Source organism: Marinobacter sp. LV10MA510-1 (assembly GCF_002563885.1).
Lineage (GTDB): Bacteria > Pseudomonadota > Gammaproteobacteria > Pseudomonadales > Oleiphilaceae > Marinobacter.
Window position 1 is genome coordinate 2,790,931 of sequence record NZ_PDJA01000001.1, and the last position, 17,808, is coordinate 2,808,738.

A 17,808-nucleotide genomic window follows, 5' to 3' on the forward strand; every position below is an offset into this window, starting at 1 on the left:
CAGATCTCCCGATCAGCTCCACGAAACAATGAAATGGTCGTCGTCTTCGTCGACATTGCCGCCAATACTAATAACCTCAAGCAGCATTTCCTGAACTTCCCAATCCCTGCCAAGCGTCTCTTCCATGGTTTCCCGGTTAATCACCAGACGCTTCTCGGCGGTAATGCGAATCATCGCCGGCGAATGTTGCACTTCGGCCTCCGGATTATCTTTAACGATCGCCTCTACCAGGTAGCGAGCGTTGTCGTTGTCCTGAAATGCCATAAATACTTTCTGGCTCATGCCTGAACTCCTGTGCTCTCAAGACCTACTTTTTTAAGACGAGTTGAAAGCTCGGCACGGAGTTCATCCAGAGCGTCTAATCCCGTTGTGGCCTGAGCGATGGGTTTGAGTGCTTCGTAGACCCTAGGCTCCCAATGATCAATCCAGCTCTGGACTTGCTCGCGATTACTGTCGCTTTCAGCCACCACGGTTTTAATCATGGCGTTGGTCCAGCGCAGAGACTCCTTGTACCAGTCGCGTTGGAACTCGGTGAGCATGGATACATTTTCAGCCCCCTGTTCGCCAAACCACGCATCCATCCGGTCGTAGACCAGCGGATACATGAGCCCATCAAGCAGTACGTTCTGCACCAAGGTTATTTCGAACCAGTCATCGATGACCAAAGTGCCTTCTACCAATTTCCGCAGAGGCTGCCACAGCTCGTCGTCCATCCAATAGGTTTTGGACTCATCAAGGGCAGTACCGGTGCTGCCATCAAGCAGCAACGCTATACGAGACAGATACTGGCCCATACCCAGGTGATCCGTAGCGGCAAACATGTGCATCTGTGACACGGTGGTTGCGGTCGAATCGCTGGCAATCTTGCTGTTATTCATGTTGGCGCCTAGCGCAACGTGGCGGAACGGCACCAAAAGGCGTAAAAGCTGTTTTTGAGTTTCCTCAGGCAGGCGGGTGAGCAGGTTACGCTTGTCACAAAACGCAAAACTGCTTTCCGCAGCTTCCTGCATTTTTGCCCGATTGCCCACGTAAGCGCCGTAGAAAAACTGGCGCGGGTCGGTCACCGAATACCAATCTTCCATGCGCAAGGCTGTGCGTGTGGGATCATTCAAGGTGCGCTTCGGATCCCAAAGCGGGCGGTAATGAAAGTTGGTCGTGGCCGCAAGGTCAAAGCTGGCTTCCTGATAGCGAGTTGCCGGCTTATCGCCAAAGCGACGCGCAATAGCCGAGTAGGTATTGCGAATGGGTTCCACCGAGGTGGTTTTAATCTCAACACTCATATCTGCCTTCCCATCGTTGTTTTTGTGAATTAGATGTTGGCGTTAATTTTTGCGGTAATTAGCGATGTCCTTTTTCACCAAAACGCCACTTGACCATATCCTCATCGACTAAACGGATCTGATCGGAGCTCATGTGAATAACGTTGTTATGCTTGCAAAAAAGCTGGAATGCGGCCTTGGGTAAAACCAGCTCCACGAAAAGCTCCGGATGCCCGATAGCAAAATCAAATTCCACGAATTTGTCCTCCGGCGCGCTGCGAACGCGGATATAGCGGGTTAGCTCGTCAAACTTCGTAGCCTGTTCGCTCATGATTGGCCCCATTGAATTTGTTATTGGCTAGGGTAGTCAAAGCAACACATGTGCCAGTTCACAAAGTAAATTGGTAAGCAATTGTTCTATTTATGGTTTTAAAAAATTTGAAAACTTAAACGACTGATTCGTAGCCTAGCGAAGGTCGCGGAGGAGTGAACTTTTTTATCATTTGATCAACAAGTCAAACTAAAATAATCAAATGCTCAGGCACCGATATCGAAAGACCAGGATTCCCCGTTTTTACCATTTGATTGATTATTGTGACGGTTAGCGTGTTATATAGATAAAGCACCACTTTATAAGCCGCACTTTTTGTGTTCCCTAAATACAACAATTAGATGGGACCTTTTGATATGCCTTTGAGCCACAAGCCAAAGCTGAATTATGCAGATTTTCAGGACCTTACAGAACAAATTCGTTTTCAGAGCACAGAGGGAAAGATCTGGTTTGGCGAGCAACGAATGCTGCTTATGCACTTGGGCGCCATGGCCGCATTTCGACGTGAAATGGTCAACACGTTGGGCGTTGAGCGTTGAGCGTACGAAAGGCTTTTTCTTGCGGCTGGGTTATCAATCTGGCCTGAGAGATGCCGAACTGGCCAGAAAACTCCGGCCACAGTGCTCTGAACTGGACATTTTTCTCGCCGGCCCACAGCTTCATTCTCTAAAAGGTATGGTCAAAGCTATTCCGCTTGAAATCGATATCGACCAGGAAACCGGCGACTTCTACGGCGAACTCGAATGGGTTGACTCCTTTGAGGTGGAAATCTGCCAGACGGAACTGGGCCAAATGGACGAACCGGCCTGCTGGTCTCTTCTGGGCTATGCCTGTGCCTATACCTCATCGTTTATGGGCCGGGAAATTATCTTTCGCGAAACCCAATGTCGGGGCTGCGGTGACGATAAGTGCATTATTGTCGGTAAAACTGCGGAGGAATGGGAAGATGCCGCTGAATTCTCACGTTATTTTACCGCCGATCCAATCATTGAAGAGCTTTATAGCCTGCAATCCCAGGTAAATTCCATGCGCAGCAGTCTGGTGAAGCAACAGGGGCAATATTACGGCATTGGTCAATCTACCTCGTACAACAAAGTCTGCAAAATGATTGATAAAGCAGCCATGGGCAAAGTATCCGTTCTATTGCTGGGCGAGACGGGGGTGGGCAAAGAGGTTGTCGCTCGAAGCGTGCATTTACGCAGCGAACGCGCAGACGGCCCTTTTATCGCTGTGAACTGCGCGGCCATCCCTCCTGACCTCATCGAAGCCGAATTATTTGGCGTAGAAAAAGGTGCGTATACCGGCGCCAATCAATCTCGCCAAGGGCGTTTTGAGCGTGCTCACGATGGCACAATTTTTTTGGACGAAGTTATAGAACTTAATGCCAGGGCTCAAGCAACCCTTTTGCGCGTATTACAGGAAGGCGAACTTGAACGCGTGGGTGATAACCGAACACGTTCGGTTAACGTGCGAGTTATTGCAGCCACAAACGAAAGCCTTGCCGCAGCGGTGGAGGCCGGTCGTTTTCGAGCGGATCTTTATTACCGTCTGAATGTTTTTTCCGTGCAAATACCGCCTTTACGCGAACGCCTTGAGGATCTTCCGCTGCTTGCAGAGCATTTCCTCGGTAAGTTTCATATGGAATATAACAAACGCACACTGGGCCTTTCAGACAAGGCCTTAGAGCTTTGCCTCCGGTATCACTGGCCTGGCAACATTCGGGAACTAGAAAACGTTATTGAACGAGGCGTTATTCTTACAGACAATAATGAAACCATTAGCCAAGAGTATCTTTTTGCCGTTTTCCCAGACTGTGCCCCCGAACATACCGAAACGGAATCTGTTAATCATTCTGGCCAACTCGTAAATGACGGAAGCAAAAACACCACCGGTGACTGGGCCAGCGAAATCTTGACTAACAACATCAGCCTGGATGACGTCGAAGCAACTCTGATGCGCCAGGCAATGGAACAGGCTAACCAGAATGTTTCTGGCGCAGCCCGGCTGCTCGGACTGACCCGCCCTGCGCTTGCTTACCGGCTAAAAAAATCGGGCATTGTTGCCGATGGGTAAAACCAGCCATTTTTGGCCGACATGGACGTCGCCACTCCATCTTGCCTAGTGATGAAATAAACAATCTATGCTTTCAAGACTTCATCATTTGATCAAATTGCTCTTTCCCACCTGTTCTAAAAATCTTCAGATTTTCCGCCCTATAAATAATTTATTTAACTTTTTTATATACTTATAAAACATATTTGAATCATGGCATAGCCGTTGCTAACTCACTGTTAGTCGCTTTACACATAAAAACAAAGACGGTGACCCAACATGCCCACTGCCCCAACGTGCCGTAACGGTATCGTGTGCCGAGCCTTAGTGCTTTCAAGCTTTGCTTCTTTCCTGTTGACCGGGTGCGAAGCGCCCCTTGATCTTGATGCCGTTCGGGAACAATCCCAAAACGCCCTCAAAAGAACCGACTTTTACCAAGCGATGGCGCGCAACGAAGGTGTCATTGTGCTGGCGGGTAATACCGGCGCGCTATTGCATAGCGAGGACAACGGCGAAACCTGGACTAGAACCCCTCTACCCACCAATGACAGTTTCATTGCTCTGGATGCATGTCCTGACGGCAGCTTTATCGCTTTAACGTTCAGCAACATCCTCTGGCACGGCGATGCCAGTGCAATCAACTGGACACCATACACGTTACCAAGCTCGGAGCAGATGATGACTGCCACCTGTTCTCCGGATGGCAGTTGGTGGGCAGCAGGCAGCTTCACGACATTGCAGAACTCTTCTGACCAAGGCAGTACCTGGGCCGAAACCAGCCTTAACGAAGACGCCATTCTTACCAACATTCAGTTTCTGAACAATTTCCAAGGTGTTGCAGCGGGTGAATACGGCATGCTGCTCGCGACAGAAGATGGTGGTGAAAACTGGGACTACGCGGGCTATTTGCCCGACGAGTTTTACCCCCATGCGGCTTGGTTCACCTCCCGGCAGAAAGGCTGGATTGGTGGCCTTAACGGCTTCATTTACCACACCACAGACGGTGGCGAATCCTGGACTCAACAAGCCAGCGAGACTAAGGCTCCAATCTTCGGCTTTGTTAAAGGAAAAGCCGCGCTTTATGCCGTGGGTGACAACACTACCGTGTTGCAATTAACCCAAGGCGAGTGGGTTCAGATACCTACCCAAAACCAACCGCTTTACCTACGTAGCGGCGTTGCACTGCCAGACAACCACCTGCTGTTGGCTGGTGGGCGCGGTCTTTTGCTGAATATCGAAACTCCTGAGGCCGCTTCGGCCAGCACTGATTGAGGATACACGCATGCCTGGATTGCATCGTTTTACGCATTGGCTGCACCAGCTTGAAATCTGGGTTTTTAATAATCCACGCAAAGTTCTTAGCCTGATTGCCATTCTGACCCTGATGTTTGCCTTGCGTATTCCAGGTCTGAAAATCTATACCGATTTTGCCGACTTGCTTCCCCAGCAGCATCCGTATATCGAGTTGCATAACAGTATCAAAGACGACTTTGGCGGCGCCAACGTTCTGGTGGTGGGTGTGGCGTTCGAAAGCAGTGACATTTTCACCAATGAGAATCTTGCCATCATCGATCGTGTTACCCAGGCGGTGGATAACTTACCAGGTGTGAACCACAACCTTGTTTCCAGCGTCACTCATAGAAATTCGCGAAAAATATGGCTGACCGAAGTCGGCAGTATTAACTCCGAGCCGTACTACGACTCGACGAGCGGAGAATATTCTGCAGAAGCTCTGGCAACGATGAAGGCCAACGTGGCCGCTAACCCTCGCGTTTACGGCCCTCTTGTATCTCCCGATTTGCGTATGGCGCTGGTCAAAGCGCAACTGATTGAAGGCAAGCTGGATTACGCCGCAACGTTTACCCAACTGCAACAGTTGCGTGAATCCGAGTCGGCAGACAGCATCACCATCTATGCGACCGGCCAACCTGTCTTAGTAGGTTGGGCTTACACCTACATGGAACAGATTCTGCAGATTTTCATTTTTACCGTGCTGACCATGTTGGCGCTGCTGCTGTTCCACTTCCGAAAAGCTTACGGCGTGCTGATACCGCTTGGCGGTGTGCTGATCTCCACGATATGGGGGCTCGGGATTATCAGCGTACTCGGTTACAACCTCGATCCACTTGGTTTGGTTATCCCCTTCCTGATCGCTGCCAGGGCCATGAGCCACGGAGTTCAGTTGGTGGAGCGCTATTACGCTGAAGCCCGAGAGCTGGGTGAAGGCCCCAAGGCTGCAAAAGCAACGTTTGACAGTCTATTTCGACCGGGCACGCTTGGGGTTGTTTCAGATGCCATCGGCCTGTCACTAATTGCCATCGGTTCAATTCCGCTAAATACGCACTTGGGCATCTACGCCTCTTTGTGGGCTATAACGGTGGTATTCACCGTGCTGGTCGGCGTGCCCCTGTTGTTATCTATTCTACCCACGCCCAAAAACGCCGAGATGCGCGACACCGCTCTGCGCCATATCGGCACAAGTTGCTCGCGCATCGTAACTCGCCCGGGAAATGCAAAAATCGCGCTCTACGCCGCTGCCGTTGTTATGGGGGCTGGCCTGCTTGCAGCCTCCAACGTGCAAATTGGTGACTCCGAACCAGGCTCCCCCATCCTGTATCCAGATCACGACTACAACATATCATCGCGCGTGGTGAACGACCGGTTCCCGGGTTCCGAGGAGTTGTATGTTGTCGCCGAAACCAGTGAAAAAGGCGGCCTTAAACGGCCAGAAGTACTGAAGGCACTCTCTGATTTTCAATCGCATATGCTCCAGGATCCGGGCGTAGGTGGCAGCAAAGGGCTTCCAGATCTGGTTATGCAGGTGAACCGCCTGATGCACAATAACGATCCACGCTGGTACCAGATTCCCCACGAACGCGCCTACGCTGGCGGCCTTATGTTCACCTACATGGCTTCCAGCCCGATTCCCGGTGCTCTTGATGAGTTCAACGACACCGACGACCGGGTGGCCAATCTGGTGTTCTATTACAAGGACCGGCAAGGACAGACTATACGGCGTGCTATTCACATGGCCAAAGAGTGGATCGCCGAAAACGGTGACGATATTGAAGGCCTGACCATTCGCTTGGCGGGTGGAACCCTGGGTGTCGCCGCCGCCATGAACGAGTCTGCGTTTGAGACCAACCTGATCGTTCTGCCGCTGGTATTCCTGCTGATTTTTGCCTTTGTAATGCTGTTCTACACCTCTTGGCATGCTGGCCTGATGATGCTGCTGGCCATGCTGTTTGCCACCATCCTGACCTACGCCTATATGGGGCTATCTGGCCTGAGTATCGACATCAACACGGTGCCGGTCATTGCCGTCGGAATTGGTGTCGGTATCGACTATTCCATCTACATGATGGACAGAGTTCGCGAGGAAATGGCCAAGTGCGGCGATCTGCGCGACTCAGTGCGTAAAGCGATTGCCACCACAGGCATGGCCATTAGCTTTACCGCCATCACGTTGATGGCCGGCATTGTCATGTGGGTAATCTTTTCGGAGCTGCGTTTCCAATCAGATGCAGCCCTGTTGCTATGCGTAATGATCGTGATCAACGGCCTGGCGGCCATGTTGCTGGTTCCCTCCTGGGTGCTGGTTTTCAAGCCCCGCTTTATCACTTATGTCTACGCGGATGAGGACGGCGTTCTCCACGCCGACCTTGATCTCGCAAAAGATACCGCATCGACGATGCTGCCATCTGGCAACGACGATGGGTTTGTAGCCGAAGCGCCCTCCCGAACCTAACCGTAGCGGGCGTTTACGATAATCAAGAAGAGGATTTGCAATGCAAACAACAATAAAAAGCCTGAGGCCATGGTGTATGGCGCTCGCAGGCAGCACCGGTTTTGCGCTACTCCCATTCACTCATGCTATTGCTGCAGAAGACACACGTATTAACGGCTTCGTTGAAAACGCGACCTACGGGCGCGATGGTGTTGGCCTTTCAAAGTTTCGCAATACTCTGCAAATGGAGGGCGAGAAAAAAATTGGAGACGTGGGCATTTTCAGTAACGTTTCTATCAACGGCACCCTGCGCGGCACGTACGACGGCGTTTATGATTTAAACAAAGACGAATATGGCCGCACAGCGGGTGGCGGGATTCTATTGGAGGATACAAATTCATCTTCATTCGTGCCTCATGGCGGTGGCATAGCGCCTCCTGGTACACAATTGGGCTTTGATATTAATCAGAACCCAAATGATGGCATGATTGTACTTGGTGAGAACCTGCATTCTCAGGATGGTGGCGTGGGTTTTGGCGTGCCGGTGCGGCCCTGCGATGTTGACGGCCGTGGCTGTATTGATGGCTACCTCGACAAAGACCTTAACGAACTTCGCTTTCAGGAATTCAATGATCGCGCTGACTTCATTCGTGAACTCTATGTTGATTTCGATCTGAACCTGAACAGCGGCAACATACTGAGTACTAGACTGGGCAAACAGCAGGTGATTTGGGGCAGAACAGATCTGTTTCGGGTACTCGATGTTATCAACCCTGTCGACTTCTCCCGCAATAATATTTATGACGAACTGGAAGACATCCGGATTCCAATGTGGATTTTACGTTCGGACTATCGCATGGGGCCAACCGAAGTGTTCGATGGCTTCGCGTTCGACGATCTTAACTTCCAGGTAGTCTGGAACTTTGATCAGTTCCGGCCGCACGATATTGGTCAGTGTGGCCAGCCCAACGTGATTCTCGACGCGGGCTGTTTTTTCCGCGGTATGAACAACCTTTGGGAAAACGGCGGTACCGTTGCCAACTTTGCCGGTGGTAACACGGCAACCGATTTTGGCCCTGGTCAAATCGGTATCCGCAAAGCCCACATGCCGGACTGGAGCATTGACAACACCCAGTTAGGGTTAAAAATGGAAGGGGTTTACGGCGATCTGGGTTTCTCTCTTAACGCTCTTACCTACCGCTCTCAACTGCCTTCACTGCGGGGCGGTATTCCAGCACAAAACGGCTTTACCGGCGAGATTGGCCCTTGGCCAAGCCTTATAGCCTTCGATATTCACTTTCCACGGGTCAACCTGGTAGGCGGTTCTCTGGACTACTACGCTCAGGGTGTCGATACCGTGTTCCGGGTTGAAACCGCTTACACCTCCGGCGAAGAGTTCGCTAATACGCTGCGCGAGCGGCTCTACTCAGAGTCTGATGTTTTGCGCTACGTAGTTGGTGCAGACAAAAATATCTTTATCCCCTTCCTGAATGAAAGTCAGGCCTTTCTGTTCTCCGGCCAAATCTTCGGACAGCACATTCTTGACCACGAACGCGAGCAGCGAGCACTTGGTGAAGCCGGCATACCGGACTGGGAGCATAACTGGACGGGCACACTGCTGATCAAAGGCTTTTATATGAACGGCAGGCTGAGCCCGCAAATCATCACGGCCCACGACTTCCGGGCTCAAGCAACCGCCATTGCACCATCGATTGAGTGGCTGGTTAACGACAATCTGAAACTGACCGCTGGCGCCAATATTAAGCTTGGTACCGGTGCCCGTAAATTTGACGACTGTCGCACCTGTAACCCTTGGGCCCCGTTCACAGGCTCCCCTGGCCAGCCCGCGGGTGAGTCTGCCGGCCTTTCCGGCTATGAACCACTCGGACGTTTCCAGTCTGGCCCGATTGGCATGGCCCAGAAAGAAGACGAAATTCAGCTGACCGCACGTTACAGCTTCTAAAATAAGTGGAGAGTTTGAAAATGATAAAAAACAAACATGCATTACTCACGCGCTGCCTGGTAACCGGCCTGACCGCTGGGCTGATGGCATCCAATGCCTTAGCCAACGAAGATGTTATCAATAGCTCGTTTTACCCTTACGCCGATAGTGTTCCGACCCACGATGGGCTCAGCACTGGAATGGTCATTGATCAGTCCAATGTTGGTGACTTCAAAGATGTTCTCGACCCCGCGTTTTTTACCTTCATCAGCAATGGCTGGACGTCTATAAAAGTTGGCGAAACAACCTCCTTCGATTTGAATGAAAACTACGTTGATGCCACCAGAAAAACGGTCGGTAACGTCTCGTTGGGTGACAAAGTGGGTGAAATTAACGGCTGGCAGGCTGGTCGACCATTTCCCGAAGAGCCCGATGCTCAAGACTCGAGAGCAGGCGAGAAGCTCGCCTGGAACTATAAGTACGGCTACAACTGGGGGGACAGCGCAGCTATCTATCCGTTCTACTGGAAATACCGGGATATGGATAGCGCTAAAGTAGAGCGCACCATCAAGTTTAACTTCCACTTCCTAAACTACAAAGGCCGGGTTATTCAGGAGCCTACGCCAGAAATCACGCCTAACCCGTCTGATTTGTTCCGCGCCATCTACGTTCAGGTTCTGGATCCGGCTGATGTACGTAACACTCAACTGCTGATTCATCGTGCAGCGGATGACCTGAAGCGCGACAACTCGTGGCTGTACCTTGGATTCCAGCGCCGTGTTCGGCGCCTGGCCACCGGGCAGGTTACCGATGCGTTCCTGGGATCTGACTTGATGATTGAGGACTTCGAAGGCTACAATGGACGAATATCTGACATGAACTGGACCTATAAAGGTACCCGCTACATGCTGATGCCGTTCTACAATCACAATGAGATGAACCTCGATACTGAAACCCATCAGGATGACGACGGTTATCAGGTGATTGCCTTCAACGGTCAGGGCGGGTGCTTCCCGGACACCACCTGGCAACTTCGCAAAGTCTACGAAGTAGAGTCGGTCCCGGTCGATGACAGCCATCCGCTGTCAAAACGCGTTCATTACATGGATGCCCAGACTTTCACCATTCCCCGCACTGTGTCTTATGACCGCAAAGGGAGCATGTGGAAGACCTTCACCATCGGCCAAGCTCACCCTGATTACCACCTGCCCAAGAACAAGGGTACAGGCGTGTCTATCGACGATTCGTTTAGCATGATCGATGTACAAGCCAGCCACTGCACCACCGGCCAGTTCAAAGGCCAGGTTGACCCTGAGCTGTCCAAGCCACAAATGTTCAACGTGCAGCACATGCGAGCAACCGGCAGCTAACCGGCCTACCATTGTTGCTCCTCTTTTGGGCTCGCTTTCGCTGGCCCTTTTTTTCGTTTCGGAGGTCGAACAAAATGTCCCGAATTGAACCTTTGCCAAACTTTCCCCCCAAGCACGATCAGCTACTGGTACTAACCGACAGTAAAGGCGGAATCACTTACGCAAGTTCAGCATTCTGCAGGCTCTGCGGTTTCTCTGAAGGCGAGCTGAAAGCAGCCTCCTTCAACAAACTCAAGCATCCCAAAATGCCCAAAGGCCCGCTCAAAAAACTTTGGGAAACCCTTGGCAAGGGCGACTCGTGGATGGGTATGATTCTCAATCGTACAGCCGATGGGTCTGACTGGTGGCTTGATGCGTTTGTCACTCCCATTACCGACACAGACGGTACCGTTCTTGAGTACCAAGCCATTTACCGATTACCGGATGCCGCCACGGTTCAACGCACCGAGCAGGTGTACCGTGCCCGCAGCAGGGGCAAACAACCCCTGGCCCTGAGAATTCCCAGGTTCGGCCCTAGCTCCCAGCAATGGCTGGTGGGAACCCTTTGTCTTGCCCCAGCCCTGATCGCAGGCATGATCGGTCAGCCGGGGCTGTCTGCCGCGCTATTCGCTCTGGGCAGCGCTGTTTCCCTTGGCCTGCTGTATAGCCTCAACCGGCCCCTGACCCGACTTTCCAATCGTTGCCGCCGCCTTGTCAGTCACCCGATCAAGCAACTGGTCTATACCGGCAACGCCGGTATAGCAGGGCAGATCGAACTCGCTATGCGACTGGTGGAAGTCCGGCTGGAAGTCATGGTGGCCAGGATTCGCGACAGTGGCGGACAGATTGAAGACAATATCCTGCAGTCCAATGCGCTGCTTCAGGGAAGTTCAGATGCCTCCGAAAAGCAGCAAGCGGCCCTTTCCACTGCAGCTACGTCCATCGAGGAATTCACGGCAACCATCCGAGAAGTCTCAGAGACTACCCAGCAAGCTGCCAGCCTGAGCACACGCAACCGGGAAGCCGGAGAAGACAGCGCCCGCTCAGCGGCTGCCGCCCAAGAGAGCATCCACGCTCTGGCCCGGGAGCTGGAAGAGTCCAGCCAGACTGCGGAAGAACTGGACCAGAACAGCCAGTCCATTGGCCGGATCCTGGATGTGATCGTCGCTATTGCGGCACAGACCAACCTGCTGGCACTAAACGCGGCGATTGAGGCGGCTCGAGCCGGTGACAGCGGGCGCGGATTTGCGGTAGTTGCGGATGAAGTCCGTTCTCTCGCAAAGCGCACCCAAGAATCCACAAACGAGATTCAGGAGATGATTACCGCCTTGCAGGAGGGCTCCCGGCGAGTGGTCGAATCCATCGAAAAGGGCAAGTGCCGGTCTGTCATCAGCGTCGAGCAGGTGTCCGCGAGTGCTGAATCACTTCAGGCTATTGTGGAGGGCATTGCCGAAAGCGATGGTTTCAACCAACAGATTGCCGCAGCCAGTGAGCAGCAAGGTCAGACGGTATCGCAACTAAATCAAGAAATTCACGACATTCATCAGCTAGCGGTCACAACCAGTGAGCAGCTTCTCGATACCGTCAAGGCCGGCCAAGCGGTCGGCTACCATGCTGGCCGACAGCAACTCCTTATCAAACATCTGGTGCCAGCCGAAACCGGCAGAGCCCGCCAAGTCCCTAAGAAGGAAAGCGCATCATGACAGAGGAACTAATGCACGTGATGGCGGCCCCGCTGACTGCAGGGGCAGAATCCGGTAAAACCACCACCCAAATGGAAAATGACCATTGTCAGCTGGCTTGCCTTTTGGTTATTCCCCGACCGCAACAAGAATATTCGCTGATCAGGCATCCCGACCAAGCCGGGGTGCCTGATCTTGTAGCGTTAAAAGTGAATCACTGTCCTGATGCTCTTACCTTCATGCATCAGCTCAAACGCTTTGTTGATGTCTTCCAGCGGCATGTTGTGGGTAATAAATACGTCTAGCGGTATATCACCGCTCTCGGCTTTTGCCACGTAGCCCGGCAGTTCGGTACGGCCTTTTACACCGCCAAAAGCAGAGCCTTTCCAGACCCGGCCGGTCACCAGCTGGAACGGGCGAGTGCTGATTTCCTGGCCGGCGCCAGCCACGCCGATGATGATGGATTCACCCCAGCCCTTGTGGCAACACTCCAGCGCAGCGCGCATTAGCTGCACATTGCCTACGCATTCGAAGGAATAGTCCACGCCGCCGTCGGTCATTTCGATGATCACGTCCTGAATAGGCTTGTCGTGATCTTTCGGGTTGACCACATCAGTGGCGCCTAACTGCTTGGCGATGTCGAATTTTTCGGGGTTGATGTCAACAGCAATAATGCGCCCTGCTTTGGCCATTTTGGCGCCGATAATTGCCGCCAGGCCAATACCGCCCAAACCGAAAATAGCAACTGTGGCCCCTTCTTCTACTTTGGCTGTGTTCAGCACGGCGCCGATGCCGGTGGTTACGCCACAGCCCAGCAGGCACACTTTTTCCAACGGTGCTTCTTTGGGGATTTTTGCCAGCGAAATTTCCGGCAGCACGGTGTATTCAGAGAAGGTTGAGCAGCCCATATAGTGGTAAATAGGCTCACCCTTGTAGCTAAAGCGCGAGGTGCCGTCGGGCATCACGCCTTTGCCCTGGGTTGCGCGCACAGCGCCACACAGGTTGGTCTTGCCAGATGTACAGAATTTGCACTCGCCGCATTCGGCGGTGTACAGCGGGATAACATGATCGCCCACTTCCAGATTTTTCACACCCGGGCCCACGGCTTCAACAATGCCGCCGCCTTCGTGGCCCAGAATGGTCGGGAACAGGCCTTCAGGATCGGCGCCCGACAGGGTGTAGGCATCGGTATGACACACACCGGTGGCCACAATGCGCACCAGAACTTCGCCTTCCTGAGGCGGTGCGACATCCACTTCTACAATTTCCAACGGCTGATTGGCAGCAAAAGCCACCGCGGCACGGGATTTAATCACGGGATATCTCCTTGCAGGCAGAGTTAATGTTAGAGAGTTAAAAGTAGAGCGTTACGGTTATTCCGGATACCGAGAGTTTGACGTATTCTAGACGACCGGTCTAGTATAGATGCCATGACGACGAACGACACACGCAATCTTATTATTCAAACCGGCGCTGACCTTATCGGCACGAAGGGCTTTGGTGCGACCGGCATCAATGGCATCCTGACAGTTGCTGGCGTGCCAAAAGGCTCGTTCTATCACTATTTTAGCAGTAAAAATGACTTCGGCCTTGCGATCATTGACACCTTCGCCGAGGAATACGATGCGCAGCTGGACCAGATTCTTAATGACAGCAGTCGTTCCTGCGTTGACCGCCTACGCGCCTATTTTGATACCGGCTTTGACAACATGACGAGTTGCGAATGCACCCGCGGCTGCCTTATTGGCAACTTAGGGCAGGAGCTCGCTGGGCAAAACGAGATGTTTCGTGTTCGACTGGACAAAGTGTTCTGCGCTTGGGAAAAACGTTTTGAACGCTGCATTGCCGAAGCGCAAACTGCCGGCGACATTGGTGCAGGTATTGATCCTTCAGATGCTGCCAGTGTCTTGCTGTCTGGCTGGGAAGGCGCGATTTTGAGATCCAAAGTTGTGAAATCGACAAAGCCGATGGAACGGTTTGTCCGTGTATTTTTCACTCAGTGTCTTAGCATTGGCTGATTTTTTTTCGGGCACTCGATAGTAGACTGGTCTAATTAATATTAGTTAACCTGACAAGAGTATATTTTATGAGCAATCAACAACTGAATGATCCGCTGTTTCAGCCCTTGACTATGGGTGACCTGACACTGCCCAACCGGGTTCTGATGTCTCCACTAACCCGTTCACGCTCAAGCCAACCGGGCGATGTTCCGAATGCCATGAACGTGCATTATTACGAGCAGCGGGCCAGTGCCGGACTGATTCTGAGTGAAGCCACTCAGGTATCACCGCAGGGCAAGGGTTACGCTTTCACACCGGGTATTCATTCCCCGGAGCAAGTTGATGGTTGGAAAAACATTACCGACGCGGTGCATCTTGCCGGTGGCCGTATCCACATGCAGCTGTGGCATGTAGGTCGCATCTCCCGCCCCGAACTGCAGCCGGATGGCGAGCTACCGGTCGCACCTTCCGCTATCAAACCGGAAGGCGCCAAAACCTATATCAGTGCCGATTCTGGCATGGTGGATGTGCTTGAACCCCGGGCTCTGGAAACCCACGAGATGGCCGGTATTGTCGAACAGTACCGCCAGGGCGCCCTGAACGCACAAAAGGCAGGATTTGACGGTGTTGAGGTTCACGCTGCTAATGGCTACCTGTTGGAGCAGTTCATAAAGAGCGGCAGCAACCACCGTACCGACGAATACGGTGGTTCTTTGGAAAATCGCCTGCGCCTGCCGATGATGGTGATTGAAGCCGTCATCGATGTGTGGGGCAAAGACAAAGTGGGCGTTCGTGTTGGACCGACCGGCAGCTTTAACGGCATGCACGATGACAACCCCATCGAAACCTTTACGGCCTTTGCCAAACACCTGAACGACTTGGGAATCGCTTATCTTGAGGTGGTAGAAGACTCATTCCAAGGCAACCACGCCAGCGGTCGCCCAGAAGACATCATCGACGCAATTCGAGCTGTATACAAAGGCACTTACATCGCCAACGGCGCCTATACAGCTGAAGAAGCCCGCACGCGCATTAGCGAAGGCCGTTGCGACCTGGTTACCTTCGGTCGGCCGTTTATTTCCAACCCGGACCTGCCCGAGCGTTTCCGCCAGAATGCCCCGCTCAACGGCTGGGATGACAGCACCTTCTACGGTGGCGATGAGCACGGCTATACCGATTACCCCACACTGCAAGAACTCGATATTAGTGCCTGATTAGAATTTTCTGATCAAAACAGGAGAAAACTATGAGCAACACCAACGATCCGATTAATGGCAAGATTGTCATCATCACAGGCGCCAGCAGCGGTTTAGGCGAGTCCACCGCCCGCCACCTGGCCAACCGTGGTGCCAAACTGGTGCTGGCAGCCCGTAGGGAAGACCGCCTGAAGTCTTTGGCCGAAGAGCTGGAAGCAAAGGGCACAGAAGTCTTGTGGCAGGTCACCGATGTTACCGATCGCAAACAGGTCGAAAGCTTGGCTGCAGCAACCAAAGAGAAATTTGGCCGTATTGATGTTCTGATTAACAACGCTGGTCTTATGCCCCTAGCGCCGCTGGATGCCCTGAAGGTAGACGAGTGGGAACAGATGATCGACGTCAACATTAAGGGCGTTTTGTATGGCATTGCGGCCGTGCTGCCCATTATGCGCGAGCAACACAGCGGACACGTGATCAACTTGTCCTCGATAGCCGGGCACAAAGTATTTCCGGGCGGTGCCGTTTATTGCGCGACCAAATACGCAGTCAGAGCCCTGTCTGAAGGCTTGCGCATGGAAGCCGGTGACGAAATTCGCAGCACCAACATCTCACCGGGTGCGATTGCCACCGAGTTGACCAGCACCATTACCGACCCCGGTGCAGCGAAAGCAGCGGAAGATCTTTACAAGGTCGCGATCAACGCCGATTCGGTTGCCCGCGCCATTGTCTATGCGATTGAGCAGCCCCATGATGTAGATATTAACGAGATCATCCTGCGCCCTACGGCTCAAGAGATGTAAACCCGCTTTCGAGCTGGTAAAGTTCCGGGCGCGACCCCTCACAACGCCCCTGTGGATAATCCTTTTAACCCGCAGAAGCGTAGGTTATAACCACAAGGGGATTAATGAGGGATTTACGTTGCGCACGCTTTACTGGTTTACCCGAGATCTTCGCTTACACGACAACGCCGCCCGGCTGGCAGCGTCCAAGTCGGACATGCTGCTGTGCGTTTACGTGGTGGAACCACGATGGTTCAAACCCGGGCCGTTGCAGTGCAAAACCATGGGCCACCACCGCTGGCGCTTTTTATGGCAAAGCCTGATTGGGCTGGAACGCAGCCTGCGCGCTGTGGGCCAGCGCCTGCACATTGCTTGGGGCGATCCGGAAACCGTGATCCCTGCGTTGGCCCACAGCCACGCCATCAGCCGAATTATGCGTTCGCGCCAGCCCGGTACCCGTGAAGCCGTGCAGTGGCAAACGCTTCAGGACAGACTCCCGAAAATTACGTTCACGCAATACGAAACTCTTGGCCTGTTTACCGAAAGCCTGCTGCCGATGCCCTTGCAGGATTTGCCGGCAACCTTTTCCCAATTTCGCAAACTGATCGAGAAGAAAGGCGACAGAGGGCCTGCGCGGTTGCGCATCCCAACGGTAAAAATGCTGCCTCCAGCACCCGGTTTGCCAGACGATAACCGCGGTGAATGCCCTGCCATTCAGGAACCCACGCAGCCGTCAGCGTTCAGTGGCGGTGAACAGGCCGGCCTGGCACGCTTGCGGGATTTTTTAGCCGGCACTCACGCGATCGACACCTACAAGGAGACCCGCAACGCGCTGGACGACTGGAATTCATCCTCCAAGTTCTCGCCTTGGCTTGCCCATGGTTGCCTGTCAGCACGCGAAGTCGCAGACAGCATCAGCCTGTATGAGCAGCAACACACCAGTAACGAATCCACCTACTGGCTCTGGTTTGAAGTTCTTTGGCGTGAATATTTTTACTGGTATGCATTGCGGCACGGGTCTGAGTTATTCCGCCGTGACGGTGTGCAGCGCAAGCGCCGGGCTGTGACTTTTTATGGCCACCGTTTCAAAGCCTGGTGCGAAGGCAACACCTCTTATCCGCTGGTGAATGCGGCCATGAATCAGCTGCGGGAAACCGGTTACATTAGCAACCGCAGCCGCCAACTGGTCGCTAGCTGCTTTATTAACGAGCTCGAGCTGGACTGGCGCTATGGCGCGGCCTGGTTTGAACAGCAACTGATCGATTATGATGTGGCCAGCAATTACGGGAACTGGCAGTATCTGGCGGGCGTGGGCGCCGATCCCCGCGGCCTGCGGCGGTTCAATCTGGACAAGCAAGCCCAGCAATATGACCCCAACGGTACCTTTGTTGAGCGCTGGAAAGGCCACGCCGAGCAGCCCGTGGGGCTGCACACCGTTGATGCGGCTGACTGGCCGCTTCCCTGACCCATCGGCCTTCAACCGGGACACAC

The 17,808-nt window shown here is 53.1% G+C and carries 13 protein-coding genes and 1 pseudogene; 10 read left to right on the plus strand and 4 right to left on the minus strand.

Translation table 11 applies throughout. The annotated features are described in order from the left end of the window. Positions 1–12 precede the first annotated feature (12 nt). Genes ATI45_RS13385 through ATI45_RS13395 form a run of 3 tightly spaced genes read right to left on the minus strand, consistent with a single transcriptional unit; the run spans position 13 to position 1,590 of the window. Positions 13–282, minus strand: a complete 270-nt coding sequence (locus tag ATI45_RS13385) for an MmoB/DmpM family protein (RefSeq protein WP_098419924.1) — start codon at positions 280–282, stop codon at positions 13–15. Beyond that, positions 279–1,280 carry an aromatic/alkene monooxygenase hydroxylase subunit beta gene (locus ATI45_RS13390; RefSeq protein WP_098419926.1) on the minus strand — a complete coding sequence of 334 codons (1,002 nt, stop codon included), beginning with the start codon at positions 1,278–1,280 and terminating at the stop codon, positions 279–281. Before ATI45_RS13390 ends, ATI45_RS13385 begins: the two co-directional genes overlap by 4 nt. A 58-nt stretch (positions 1,281–1,338) precedes the next feature. Beyond that, on the minus strand, positions 1,339–1,590 hold the full coding sequence (locus ATI45_RS13395) for a phenol hydroxylase subunit (protein WP_098419928.1): 252 nt from the start codon (positions 1,588–1,590) through the stop codon (positions 1,339–1,341). Positions 1,591–1,946: 356 nt separating this feature from the next. Here ATI45_RS13395 and ATI45_RS13400 point away from each other — a divergent pair. From ATI45_RS13400 to ATI45_RS13425, 6 genes and pseudogenes are all read left to right on the plus strand, one after another. Beyond that, positions 1,947–3,663: pseudogene (locus tag ATI45_RS13400) on the plus strand (sigma 54-interacting transcriptional regulator). 258 nt (positions 3,664–3,921) lie between these two features. Further along, positions 3,922–4,914 carry a WD40/YVTN/BNR-like repeat-containing protein gene (locus ATI45_RS13405; RefSeq protein ID WP_098419930.1) on the plus strand — a complete coding sequence of 331 codons (993 nt, stop codon included), beginning with the start codon at positions 3,922–3,924 and terminating at the stop codon, positions 4,912–4,914. Between the two features lie 10 nt (positions 4,915–4,924). After that, positions 4,925–7,390, plus strand: coding sequence for an efflux RND transporter permease subunit (locus ATI45_RS13410; protein ID WP_098419932.1), 2,466 nt, complete (start codon positions 4,925–4,927; stop codon positions 7,388–7,390). 40 nt (positions 7,391–7,430) lie between these two features. Then, positions 7,431–9,332 (plus strand): DUF1302 family protein, encoded by a 1,902-nt coding sequence (locus tag ATI45_RS13415; protein WP_098419934.1) that lies wholly within the window; start codon positions 7,431–7,433, stop codon positions 9,330–9,332. Between the two features lie 20 nt (positions 9,333–9,352). Next, positions 9,353–10,681, plus strand: coding sequence for a DUF1329 domain-containing protein (locus ATI45_RS13420; protein WP_098419936.1), 1,329 nt, complete (start codon positions 9,353–9,355; stop codon positions 10,679–10,681). Positions 10,682–10,755: 74 nt separating this feature from the next. Further along, positions 10,756–12,363 carry a methyl-accepting chemotaxis protein gene (locus ATI45_RS13425; protein WP_098419938.1) on the plus strand — a complete coding sequence of 536 codons (1,608 nt, stop codon included), beginning with the start codon at positions 10,756–10,758 and terminating at the stop codon, positions 12,361–12,363. Between the two features lie 182 nt (positions 12,364–12,545). Here the strand turns inward: ATI45_RS13425 and ATI45_RS13430 are convergent, their stop codons facing one another. Then, a complete protein-coding gene (locus ATI45_RS13430) occupies positions 12,546–13,658 on the minus strand; it encodes an S-(hydroxymethyl)glutathione dehydrogenase/class III alcohol dehydrogenase (RefSeq protein ID WP_098419940.1) in 1,113 nt (370 codons plus the stop codon). A gap of 114 nt (positions 13,659–13,772) precedes the next feature. Here ATI45_RS13430 and ATI45_RS13435 point away from each other — a divergent pair, with 114 nt between their 5' ends. The 4 genes from ATI45_RS13435 to ATI45_RS13450 all read left to right on the plus strand — a co-directional run bounded on the left by ATI45_RS13435 (position 13,773) and on the right by ATI45_RS13450 (position 17,782). Next, positions 13,773–14,360: a TetR/AcrR family transcriptional regulator gene (locus tag ATI45_RS13435; RefSeq protein ID WP_098419942.1), complete on the plus strand. Its 588-nt coding sequence runs from the start codon at positions 13,773–13,775 to the stop codon at positions 14,358–14,360. Positions 14,361–14,428: 68 nt separating this feature from the next. Continuing rightward, the gene (locus tag ATI45_RS13440) at positions 14,429–15,556 is read left to right on the plus strand and encodes an alkene reductase (protein ID WP_098419944.1); all 1,128 of its coding nucleotides are present in this window, start codon (positions 14,429–14,431) and stop codon (positions 15,554–15,556) included. Between the two features lie 32 nt (positions 15,557–15,588). Further along, positions 15,589–16,338 (plus strand): SDR family oxidoreductase, encoded by a 750-nt coding sequence (locus ATI45_RS13445; protein ID WP_098419946.1) that lies wholly within the window; start codon positions 15,589–15,591, stop codon positions 16,336–16,338. A 118-nt stretch (positions 16,339–16,456) separates the two neighbouring features. Further along, the gene (locus ATI45_RS13450) at positions 16,457–17,782 is read left to right on the plus strand and encodes a DASH family cryptochrome (protein ID WP_098419947.1); all 1,326 of its coding nucleotides are present in this window, start codon (positions 16,457–16,459) and stop codon (positions 17,780–17,782) included. Positions 17,783–17,808 lie beyond the last annotated feature (26 nt).